Origin of the sequence: Acinetobacter sp. XS-4 (assembly GCF_023920705.1) — a bacterium.
Classification (GTDB): Bacteria; Pseudomonadota; Gammaproteobacteria; order Pseudomonadales; family Moraxellaceae; genus Acinetobacter.
The window spans coordinates 2,838,553-2,850,278 of sequence record NZ_CP094657.1 but is presented as its reverse complement, the minus strand read 5'-3'; the positions used below and the strand labels follow the sequence as shown (position 1 = coordinate 2,850,278).

10 protein-coding genes are annotated in these 11,726 nt (G+C 38.6%); 5 read left to right on the top strand and 5 right to left on the bottom strand.

Annotated elements, in window-relative coordinates:
- Positions 1-129: 129 nt before the first annotated feature.
- A complete protein-coding gene (locus MMY79_RS13360) occupies positions 130-741 on the top strand; it encodes a glutathione binding-like protein (RefSeq protein WP_133974516.1) in 612 nt (203 codons plus the stop codon).
- Positions 742-806: 65 nt separating this feature from the next.
- Here the strand turns inward: MMY79_RS13360 and MMY79_RS13355 are convergent, their stop codons facing one another.
- A complete protein-coding gene (locus tag MMY79_RS13355) occupies positions 807-1,151 on the bottom strand; it encodes a hypothetical protein (RefSeq protein WP_252609297.1) in 345 nt (114 codons plus the stop codon).
- A 173-nt stretch (positions 1,152-1,324) separates the two neighbouring features.
- On the bottom strand, positions 1,325-2,890 hold the full coding sequence (gene ahpF, locus MMY79_RS13350; protein WP_252609294.1) for an alkyl hydroperoxide reductase subunit F: 1,566 nt from the start codon (positions 2,888-2,890) through the stop codon (positions 1,325-1,327).
- Positions 2,891-3,157: 267 nt separating this feature from the next.
- Here ahpF and MMY79_RS13345 point away from each other — a divergent pair, with 267 nt between their 5' ends.
- Together MMY79_RS13345 and MMY79_RS13340 are read left to right on the top strand one after the other, a co-directional pair.
- Positions 3,158-3,376, top strand: a complete 219-nt coding sequence (locus tag MMY79_RS13345) for a DUF1653 domain-containing protein (protein ID WP_049837791.1) — start codon at positions 3,158-3,160, stop codon at positions 3,374-3,376.
- A gap of 45 nt (positions 3,377-3,421) precedes the next feature.
- A complete protein-coding gene (locus tag MMY79_RS13340; protein WP_252609292.1) occupies positions 3,422-4,009 on the top strand; it encodes a class I SAM-dependent methyltransferase in 588 nt (195 codons plus the stop codon).
- Here MMY79_RS13340 and MMY79_RS13335 read toward each other — a convergent pair.
- The gene (locus MMY79_RS13335) at positions 3,986-5,035 is read right to left on the bottom strand and encodes an AraC family transcriptional regulator (RefSeq protein WP_252609290.1); all 1,050 of its coding nucleotides are present in this window, start codon (positions 5,033-5,035) and stop codon (positions 3,986-3,988) included. The two genes, MMY79_RS13340 and MMY79_RS13335, sit on opposite strands and share 24 nt — an antisense overlap.
- Positions 5,036-5,155: 120 nt before the next feature.
- On the opposite strand from MMY79_RS13335, the gene MMY79_RS13330 reads away from it, so the two are divergent.
- Entirely contained in the window at positions 5,156-6,349 is a 1,194-nt protein-coding gene (locus MMY79_RS13330) for an alkane 1-monooxygenase (RefSeq protein WP_252609288.1), read from the top strand.
- Positions 6,350-6,398: 49 nt separating this feature from the next.
- Here the strand turns inward: MMY79_RS13330 and MMY79_RS13325 are convergent, their stop codons facing one another.
- Both MMY79_RS13325 and ahpC read right to left on the bottom strand, forming a co-directional pair.
- On the bottom strand, positions 6,399-6,608 hold the full coding sequence (locus MMY79_RS13325) for a KTSC domain-containing protein (RefSeq protein WP_004793625.1): 210 nt from the start codon (positions 6,606-6,608) through the stop codon (positions 6,399-6,401).
- Between the two features lie 252 nt (positions 6,609-6,860).
- Positions 6,861-7,424, bottom strand: coding sequence for an alkyl hydroperoxide reductase subunit C (ahpC, locus tag MMY79_RS13320; RefSeq protein ID WP_016138759.1), 564 nt, complete (start codon positions 7,422-7,424; stop codon positions 6,861-6,863).
- Positions 7,425-7,776: 352 nt separating this feature from the next.
- Here ahpC and hrpA point away from each other — a divergent pair, with 352 nt between their 5' ends.
- Positions 7,777-11,634 (top strand): ATP-dependent RNA helicase HrpA, encoded by a 3,858-nt coding sequence (hrpA, locus tag MMY79_RS13315; RefSeq protein ID WP_252609286.1) that lies wholly within the window; start codon positions 7,777-7,779, stop codon positions 11,632-11,634.
- Positions 11,635-11,726: the final 92 nt, after the last annotated feature.

Genomic DNA, 11,726 nt, shown 5'->3' with positions numbered 1-11,726 from the left:
TTTTGAAGAATATTAGATGGTGTAAGTATTTTATAAGTTTACGCTTTTTTACAATTAAAGAATTGGGCAAACCTTGCAGGTTTTCTAGAAGCAATTTAAAACGTTAATATGAGATAACAAGGATCAGATATGAAATTATATTATTCGCCAGGCGCATGTTCTTTAGCTGCACATATTATTTTAAATGAAATTAATGTTGATTTTGACTTAGAACGGGTAAATTTAAAAACTCATAAAACAGAAAAAGGCGCAGATTATTACGAGATTAATCCAAAAGGATATGTACCAGCTTTAGAAATTAATCCGGGTTTAATGTTAACTGAAAACGTTGCGATTTTACCGTTTCTTGCTCAGCATGACCCTAAACAAGATTTAATTCCTCCATCAGGGATGGGCCGTGCGAAAGTATTGGAGTGGTTGGGATATTTGAACTCTGAATTACATGATGCTTATGCAGTCTTCTTTGGGGCTCCGTTAACAACTGATGAAAAAACCAAAGCTTATGCAGAAATTGATCGTCTTTTAAAATATATCGATAACTATTTGTCTGAATCTGATTATGATTATTTAGTAAATGATAATTTTGGCCCAGCAGATGCTTATCTATTTGTTTTAACAAACTGGTCAAACTCAATTGAGCATGATTTAACACCGTATAAACATATTATTGCACTACGTAATAAGGTAGCAGAACGTCAATCTGTACAAATTGCGATGCGTGATGAAGGTCTAATTTCTTAATCAGTTTTTTAGACTTTAATAAAAAGCCCCTGTATGAACAGGGGCTTTTTTTATGCTAAAGATGGTTAGTGTTGAGCATCTTTTTTCACATCAGCAGCAGTATTTTCAACAGCTTGGGCTGCATCAGCAGTTGCTTTACGAGCAGTCGCTTCAGTTTTTGCAGCAGCTTCAGCGGTTGCATCAGCAGCATGGTTAGTTGCAGCATCGATTTTTGCAGTAGCATTATCAGTTGCAGTAGCAATATCGCTTGCAGCTTTGTCACCAGCAGATTTGATATCTGCAGTTGCTTGTTGAGCAGCATTTTCTAAGTGTTCACCCGTTGTCGCACCTGTTTCTGGAGCTTTATCTTTATTACATCCAACTAGGGCAACGGTCGCAGCAAGACCTAAAGCAACAAGTAATTTATTCATTGTGTTTTCCTTCTAATTCATGGCATCCAAAATTATGGATGTCTAAAATATAAACATAAACTAACTGATTAATAAAGATCGAAAATTGTTAAAGAGTTGTAACTCCAATATTAAAAAAGCCTAGCATTTTGTAATGCTAGGCTTTGGTTAAATCGTACTGGTTTGACTCAATTTTATTGTCCAGAACGGATGATGTAATCAAACGCAGAGAGGGATGCTTTAGCACCTTCACCTGTGGCAATAATGATTTGCTTGTAAGGCACAGTTGTACAGTCACCCGCAGCAAATACACCTTTGACATTGGTTTCGTTGCGATCATTCACCATGATCTCACCACGGTTGGTTAACTCAACTTCACTGTCTTTTAAGAAGTCAGTATTTGGCAGTAAGCCAATCTGTACAAAGATCCCTGCAAGTTCAACTACATGCTCTTCATCAGTTGCACGGTCTTTATATTTAAGACCAGTCACTTGTGATCCGTCACCTAACACTTCTGTACTTAAGGCATTCATAATTACAGTTGTATTTGGCAAGCTATGTAATTTGTTTTGCAAAACTTGGTCTGCACGAAGTTTTGTGTCGAACTCAACCAAAGTCACATGCTCAACAATCCCTGCAAGGTCAATTGCCGCTTCAACACCTGAGTTACCACCACCAATCACCGCAACACGTTTGCCTTTGAACAATGGACCATCACAGTGTGGGCAGTACGCGACACCACGGGTACGGTATTCTTGCTCACCCGGTACATTCATTTCTCTCCAACGTGCACCTGTTGAAAGGATCACAGTTTTCGATTCAAGTTTTGCACCATTTTCAAGTTCAACTTCAACCAGACCATTGATCGTTTGGTTTGCACCTGTGATTTTGCTGACACGTTGCAAGTTCATGATATCAACATCGTATTCACGAACGTGTGCTTCCATTTCGGCAGCAAACTTAGGACCTTGAGTCTTTTGTACAGACGTGAAGTTTTCAATGTCCATGGTATCCATCACTTGACCACCGAAGCGTTCAGCCACGATACCCGTGTTAATACCTTTACGTGCAGCATAGATTGCTGCTGTTGCACCCGCAGGACCACCACCAATCACCAATACATCAAAAGCATCTTTGGCATTAAGTGCTGCTGCATCTTTTTCAGCTGAGTTGGTGTCAAGTTTTGCCACAATCTCTTCAAGGGTCATACGACCTTGGCCAATGTGCTCATTGTCTTGGAACACCATTGGTACAGCCATGATTTTGCGTTGTTCAACTTCGTCTTGGAAGAATGAACCATCAATCATGGTTGCTGTTGTGTTCGGGTTATAAATCGCAATCAGGTTAAGCGCCTGTACCACATCCGGACAGTTATGACAGCTGAGCGATACAAACACATCAAAGTTTGCTTTGAGGTTTAAACCTTTAATCTGGTTGAGCACTTCATTCGACACTTTAGGTGCATAGCCAGACACCTGTAACAGTGCCAAGATCAAAGATGTAAACTCATGGCCCATTGGTAAGCCAGCAAAGAACACACGAGGTTGTTCGCCTGCTTTAGCCACACCAAAGCTTGGACGACGTGTATTGTTGCCATCAAAACGGGCAGTCACTTTGTCAGAAAGCTCAGCGATTTCCGTTACTAATTCTTTAATTTGAGCAGCTTTATCTGATTGATCTAAAGCAGCCACTAAATCGATTGGACTTTCTAAACGTTCTAAGTAAGCTTTTAATTGAGTTTTAATGTTTTGATCTAACATCTGTTTTTACTCCAATGCATCCAAATTCTTTCAATAGATGCATAGTACGTTAAAACACAGAATAGGTGAAACAGTATGTTTTTATAGATTTAATCGGTTTTTTGAATGTTGATGGGCACTTATAAATAATATCAAGAAGTTAAAGTGCAATTTGCCTTTAGGTAGTCTTTATTACTCTTTTTTATCTTTTAAAGTGAAAGTATTTAAAAATTTATATATGTTATATGGCTGTAAAGATTTTATGTCATAACATTAAAAGGTACTTTCATGTCATTGCAACGCGGCATTTATCAGCATTATAAAGGTAATCTCTATCAAGTTTTTTCTGTGGCAAAACACAGTGAAACTGAAGAGCAACTCGTGGTTTATCAGTGTCTTTATGGTGACTATTCGACTTGGGTACGTCCATTAGATATGTTTACTGAAACGGTTCAAATGGCTGACGGAAGTATCGTACCGCGGTTCAAGTTAATTCAAAGCACTTAACTCAAACGGCTGTCATATAAAATAACGATTTTAAAGGGTAAAGATATGCCAAATACTTTTTTCTTACAAAGAGTTGCAGATTTATATGACACCTTTAAACGACACGATGCCCAACAGTCAGATCGCTTGCTACGCTATCGAAATATTGAGGCTGAGTCTGCAAAACTACTATCGCAATTTATTCGAATGCAGCAAGCCAAATCAATTTTAGAAATCGGTACGTCAACAGGTTATTCTACTTTATGGCTTGCTGAGGCTGCACAAGCGACTCATGGAAAAGTAACGACACTTGAAATTGATGCCAGTCGTAGTAGAGAGGCGAAACGCCATGCTACTGAACTGGCATTAAATGAAGTCGTTGATTTTTGGATAGGGGATGCCGCTGATTATTTAAAAGAAGCTCAGGAAACGTTTGATTTTATTTTGTTAGATGCTGAGCGTAATGCTTACGAGAATTATTGGCCTGATTTAAAGCGTCTGATGAAGCCCAAAGGTGGTGTCCTTATTATAGATAAGATTATTTCACATGCGGCTGAAGTAAGTTCATTCTTATCTTTAATTAAAAAAGATGAAAATTTTATGAGCACAATTTTACCTGTTGGAGCAGGCTTATGTATGGTGGTTCTGAAGTAGGTTCACTTTCTTGAGATATGCTTGCCGATAAGCTTGTGGACTACAGCCCTGTACTTTATTAAATGCACGGGTGAAATTGGCAGGGTTGGAATAGCCCAATTCATAGGCAATATGGGTAATGGTAAAGATAGAATTCTCTAATAAATCAATGGCACGCTCAGTGCTGATCTGTTGCTTTAAAACTTGAAATTCAACGCCTTGCTGCTGTAAATAGCGTTGCAAGGTTTTGGTAGAAATATTTAATACTTTAGCACACTCCATTAGGGTTGGGACTTGGTTGGCTTGTCGCAGCATCATGCTGACCCATTCAACAATTTCACCCTGATGATAGATCTTCTGGATTTGTTCCTGACAGCGTTGTTCAACTATTTTTAAACTATGTGCATCAGCTAAAGGTAAGGGAAGTGCTAATTGTTGTTGATCAATCACCACGCGGATACCTGAAAGCCACGTATAGTTAAAGTGGAAATTGGCTTTTACTAAGGATATGTAACGTTCTTGATAGCTAGGCTCTGGAACGCTCAAATACACTTGGTAGCGTTGTAATTGCTGACCTGCCAATTCTAACAAGCTGTAGTAAAAGGCCACGGCAATCGCTTCAATATGAAAGGCCAAACATTGCTTATTCATCTGCAAAATCGGTTCAAATAATAGTTCAACCTTTTGCTGATTGGCCGGAAACTGAATGCTGAGCTTAAAACTCGGCATAATCAGTCTAAAATATTGTGCAATTAGCCTAAGTGCATGTTCCAGATTAGGACTGGTCATTAGTGCATAGCCGACCAGACTATGTGAGCTGAGCTTGATATTTTTACCCAGTTCAAAGGCTAAGTCTTGGGTATTGGGCAGACTTAAACCCATTTCAATAAATTGTTCAATTTGTTGAATCGATAATAATTCTGTTTTTGATAGTTCTTGTTGGAATGCCCTCAGTAAATCATTATCGTATTGATGCGTGCCGATTAAAATTTCAATCAGCCGTAAATAATAACGTGATGGAATAACAGGGATCTGTTGCTTCTGCACAAGAAAAACTCAGCAAAGTCTTAAAATGATAATAGCAAGTCTTAAAATGATAATATAGAGGGGCTATGAACGAGCACAATCAATTCAAGCAAAACATTTTGTGTTTGATTGGAGTCTCTAATGAATATGCATACTCAACTGGATGTCGAGCAAGCGACAACAACATTTAAGGATAAAAAACGTCATTTATGGCTATTGGGTTTGGCTGTACCGACTATTGCAATGGGTGGGCTAGCAGGCTATCAATTTGGTCCTAAAAAAACTAAAAAGTTCTTTGCTTCATTTGGGCCATTATTTATTCATGGTGTTATTCCGGCATTAGATAAACTGATTGGGGAAGACAAGGAAAATCCGCCATTAGACGCAATCGCGGATTTAGAAGCAGATCCGTATTACGCTCGCATTGTTAAACTTTTTATTCCTTTGCAATATGCGACCAATATCTATGGGGCATATTTAGCCAGTCGTAAAAATACACCTCTTGCTGATCAGGTTTTACTTGGAACTTTGGTGGGAATGGTCAATGGGATTGCCATTAATACTGCACATGAACTTAGCCACAAGAATGGGCAGCTTGAACATTATTTATCGCATTTAGCGTTAGCACCATCGGGTTATAACCATTTCCGAATTGAACACCCTTATGGACACCACCGCCGCGTTGCGACACCTGAAGACCCAGCATCTTCACAATTTGGTGAAACCTTTTGGAAGTTTTTACCGCGTACTGTAATTGGCAGCTTTAAATCGGCGATTGAAATTGAAAAAAATCGTTTAGAACGTAAGAAATTACCTTTCTTCTGTAAGGAAAATGAGCTGATTCATGGCTGGGCAATGTCTGCTGTTTATCATGCAGCCATGTTTGCGAAATTTGGTGCGCGTTCAATTCCATTTCAAGTTACCCAAGCTGCGTATGCAGTAACTTTATTTGAATCGGTGAATTATATTGAACATTATGGTTTAAAGCGTGCAAAGAAAGAAAATGGCCAATATGAACGTACTTTGCCAGAGCACAGCTGGAACAATAATAATGTAGTAACCAATCTGTTTTTGTATCAATTACAACGCCATTCAGATCATCATGCTAATCCAACTCGCAGCTTTCAGACCTTACGTCACTTTGAAGATGCACCGCAATTACCAGCGGGTTATGGTGCAATGATTTTGCCTGCATTTATTCCATCTTGGTGGTCAAAAATTATGGATGATCGCGTTGTCGAGCACTATAAGGGTGACCTTAGTAAAATCAATATGCATGTAGATGTGAAGGAAAAAATGCTAGAGAAATATATTGAGCAAAATGACGCGGCTTAATAGCCAAAAGATATAAAACAGATCAGCCCAGCGGGCTGATTTTTTATGATTAAGCAGAAATACGGAGTCTGTTAAAATGCAGATCAAACTCAAGATATTTGTGAACAAATGCAGTTTTATCATTGGTACGTAACAAATTATTGTAGATAAACTCTGGAACTGGATGGTAGAGCTCACCTGAGCCATTGCTATAGAAAATTTTTAAATAGCGTGAAGAAACATCGTATTTCCAAGAGGTTACAACAACAGATTTTTCCATATAACTACTCCTACTTTTGTTTGATCTTTTAATACATATATAAAACTCTTTTGTTTCATAATTCGACAGTACTCTAAGTTAAGCAGGCTGACAATTCATAAATGAATATTGCTATAAATTTATAAGTATAAGAATTGTAAAAAATTAGCTATAAAATTGGGGTATGGAATAAGGCTTAGATTTATAAAAATAACCAATAAAAAAACCACCCTAAAAAGGGTGGTCTCAGACGTATTGGTCTAATCTAAAAAATTAGATTTTACCAACTAGGTCGATAGATGGAGCAAGAGTAGCTTCGCCTTCTTTCCATTTAGCTGGGCAAACTTCACCTGGGTGAGAGTGTACATATTGAGCAGCTTTTACTTTACGAAGAAGTTCAGATGCGTCACGGCCGATACCGCCAGCGTTAAGTTCAACGATTTGGATTTTACCTTCTGGATCGATAACGAAAGTACCGCGGTCAGCTAAACCTTCAGATTCAATAAGAACGTCGAAGTTTTTAGAAAGAGTCCAAGTTGGGTCACCAACTAATGGATATTGGATTTTTTTGATTTCTTCAGAAGTGTCATGCCAAGCTTTGTGCGTGAAGTGTGTATCAGTAGATACAGCATAAATTTCAACACCAAGTTTTTGGAATTCAGCGTAGTTGTCAGCTAAGTCACCAAGTTCAGTTGGGCAAACGAAAGTGAAGTCAGCTGGATAGAAGAATACAACAGACCACTTACCTTTAAGGTTAGTTTCGTTAACTTCAACAAATTGGCCGTTGTGGTAAGCAGTTGCTTGGAATGGTTTAACTTCAGTATTAATCAAGCTCATCATTGTCTCCATGATTGAGGTTTATATTTAAACTTGTTTACGAGATGTAGAATAAATAAAAATTCTTTATTGGGGAAATAGTATTTTTACATGACTAAAATCGGAAAATTGAATAAGTAATAAATTTACGATTTTTAAGTCCCCAAACACTGTATTCGATTTGACTGCAAAAACATGTAAATCAAATGACAGTTATAGTAAAAGAAACTTGCATAACAACATGAAGTCTACTTAGTCAAAATTCAAGGGTAAAATTTTAAAAAATTAAAAATATATAAAAAACCAAGTGTTTTACCTGAAGGACATTAGAGCGTAAAATAGAGGATTGTTGTATTTTCAGGAAAATTTGTCTGTGCAGAATGATTTAAATATTGATCAGTGGGTAATGGCAAGAGATCGTTACCGTTTAAATCGTTTGCGTAAAGATAAAAAAGCCAATACAGCAGAGATTGAAAAATTATTTGAACAATCTAATGCCAAAGTAAGGCAGCGATTTGAACGTCTCCCTAAAATTAAACTGAATCAGGAACTCCCTGTTTCTCAATATGCTGACCGTTTAATTGATGCGATTCAAAAGCATCAGGTCATTATTGTGGCGGGTGAAACAGGTTCAGGTAAAACTACTCAGCTTCCTCAAATTGCAATGCTAGCAGGTCGTGGCTTAACCGGTATGATTGGTCATACACAGCCACGCCGTTTAGCTGCACGTAGTGTTTCTCAGCGTATTGCAGAAGAAGTCGGCGAAAAGCTCGGTGAATCGATTGGTTTTAAAATCCGTTTTAATGAACAAGGTTCGCAAGATTCAATTGTACGGTTAATGACCGATGGTATTTTGCTTGCTGAGTTAGGCAATGACCGTTTTTTATCTAAATATGACACGATCATTATTGATGAAGCGCATGAACGCTCACTCAATATCGATTTTATTATGGGTTATTTAAAGCAATTACTGCCAAAACGCCCAGACTTAAAAGTTATCGTGACTTCGGCAACTTTAGATGTAAATCGTTTTAGTAATTACTTTAATGATGCGCCTATTTTTGAAGTGGAAGGGCGTAGTTATCCAGTCGAAGTGCTTTATCGCCCAATTTCAGAGATGAATATTGGAGGAAGTGATGACGATGAGTTTGATGATTTTGAAGAAAATCTACCTCGAGCAGTCGTTCAGGCAGTTGAAGAATGCTTTGCTGATGCAGAAGCAAAAGGTCATCCTGAACATGCCGATATTTTAATTTTCTCAAGTACAGAGCAAGAAATTCGTGAGTTGCAGGAAACCTTGCAAAAGTACGGGCCAAGACATACCGAAATTTTACCTTTGTATGCGCGCTTAGCTGTTTCTGAACAACAAAAGATTTTTAGTCCAGGTGGTAAAGGCCGTCGTATTATTATTGCGACGAACGTGGCCGAAACTGCACTTACAGTTCCAAATATTCGTTATGTAATTGATAGCGGTTTTGCCCGTATTTCTCGTTATAACTATCGTTCACGTGTGCAACGTTTACCAATTGAGGCAATTTCTCAGGCTGCTGCCAATCAGCGTAAAGGACGTTGTGGTCGTATTGCTGCGGGTGTGTGTATTCGTTTATATAGCGAAGAAGATTTCGTAAGCCGTCCCGAATTTACTGAGCCTGAAATTAAACGTACTAACTTAGCGTCTGTTATTTTACAAATGCACAGTTTAGGTTTGGGTGAGCTAGAAAACTTTGATTTTATTGAGCCACCAGATTTCCGACTTGTAAATGATGGACGGAAGTTGCTGATTGAGTTAGGTGCACTTAACGAGAAGAAAAATGAGCTGACTAAAGTCGGGCAAATGATGGCACGTATGCCAATTGACCCACGACTTGCTCGTATGATTGTGGGCGGTGCTCATTTTGGCGTGCTCAAAGAAATTTTGATTGTGGTAAGTGCTCTGGCGGTTCAAGACCCGCGTGAGCGTCCGGCAGACAAACAAATGCAGGCCGACCAAAAGCATGCTTTGTTTAAGGAAGCAGATTCAGATTTTCTGTTTTATTTGAAACTTTGGGATACTTTAAATCCTAAAGGTGAAGCTGGCATGTCTGAAAATAAACGACGTCAGTTTGCCAAGCAGAATTTTTTAAGTTGGTTACGCTTACGTGAGTGGAAGCAGACACACCAGCAATTAGTTGAGTTAGCAGAAGGTTTAAAACTCAGCTTTAATGAAAAAGCTGCGAACTATGAAAACTTGCACCGTGCGTTGCTGACAGGTTTGTTGTCTTTTATTGCCAATAAAACAGATGAACGAAATACCTTTATGGCAGTGCGTCAGCAAAAGGCTAAAGTTTTTCCTGCAAGTACTTTGCACAAAACCAATACCTCTTGGGTGATGGCTTTTGAGATGGTTGAAACCTCTCAAGTGTACTTACGTACTTTAGCCAAAATTGACCCTGAATGGATTTTGCTTGCTGCACGTGATTTATTGAAATATCACTATTTCGAGCCGCATTGGTCTAAGAAAGCGGGGATCGTAAATGCTTATGCTCAAATTTCGTTGTTTGGTTTAATTATTGAACCAAAACGCTTAATTAATTTTGAGAAAGTTGATCAGCCCGCTGCGCATGAGATTTTCTTACGTGATGCATTAACCACAGGTAATTTGGGTACGATTCCACCATTTTTAAAACACAACTTACTTAAACTTGAAGAAGTGGAGCGAGTTGAAGATAAATTGCGTCGCCGTGATTTAGTCGTCGATGAAGAAACCATTTATCAGTTTTATGCCTCTAAGATTCCCGAAGAAATCGCAAGCCGTCGTAGTTTTGAAGACTGGCGCGCGACGGTAGAAGCAAATCATCCGCGTTATTTATTTATTGAAGATGATTCACTCTGGCTCAATGACAGACCAACAACACAGCAATTCCCAGATCATCTACACAATGGGCAGCTACGTTTAGCAACGACATATCATTTTGACCCGAGCCACGACGAAGATGGTGCAACTGTTCAAATTCCTGTACAGGCATTGCCTCAAGTTGATGAAAATATCTGGTCATGGGGAATTCCGGGTTGGCGCCAAGATTTAATTGAGGCTTTACTGAAAGCTTTACCTAAAGATAAGCGTCGTAATGTAGTGCCTATTCCTGATACTGCTCGCAAGCTCATGCAAGGCATTGATGCTGTACATTTACGTGAACATATCTTTAGTTATTTAGCTTTTGCCTTACGTGGTGAGCAAATTACTGACAAAGATTTCTCGTTTGAACGCATTGATCCATATTTGGTGCCTTTCATTAAGGTGATTGATGAAAAAGGTAAGTTGATTGCAAAAGGTCGTGATTTACCTGAGTTAAAAGCGCGTTGCCGCGTAGAAACACATCGTCCAGTGAAACAGCAAAAAGGTGAGTTTAAAAACTTCCCTGAGAATTTTACTTTTGAGGCTTCACATAAAGTTACGGGTGTTGTTGTGAAACAATATCAGGCTTTGGTACCTACAAAAGCTTTTGCTGAAATTGAAGCTAAAGATGACTCAGGCGTTGTTATACAGACTTTTAATGATCAGGCTGAAGCCATTAAGCAGCATCGTGAAGGGATTATCCGTCTGGTCCATATGCAGCTTGGTGACTTGGTTCGCCAGTTGAAAAAGCAGATTTCAAAACCGCTTGCTTTGGCATATTCACCTTTGGGTGATAAAGCTAAGCTTGAGCAGATGTTGGTCTATGCAACGTTGCAAATGGCAATTACAACTTTGCCAATTAATGCAGATGAATTTAATAAACTGCTTGAGCAGGTCAAAAAGCAATTTTTGAGTCATGGTCAGCAAGCACTTGAGCAATTAAGTGATATCTATATTCAATGGCAGCAAATTCGCCGTCAGTTATTGGTACTCGACCGAGATATATTTGGTCGTAGCGTTGATGATATTGAAGATCAGCTAGATTTAATGTCACTTGGTAATTTTGTTTACTGCCAACCAGTCGATCTTTGGCAGGAATATCCACGATATTTAAAAGCGCTGCTATTGCGTTTAGATCGATTGCCAAATAATCTACAGCGAGATCATGCAGCAATTGACGATGTCGATCCATGGATGGACAAGGTATTTAAATTCAAAAACGATCCCAAAATCAAAGAATTGTATTTGATGTTGGAAGAATTCCGCATTTCTTTATTTTCTCAGCCGATGAAAACTAAGATGCCTATTTCGCCAACTCGACTGCAAAAGTTATGGGATCGTTTGGGAATCAGTTAAGATAGATCGGGGTCTGTTTATGTTGTTGTTTAGCTTACAACGCAATTTATAAATGAAAGATTAACAGACCCTATTCATTTTTTTAGGAGTTT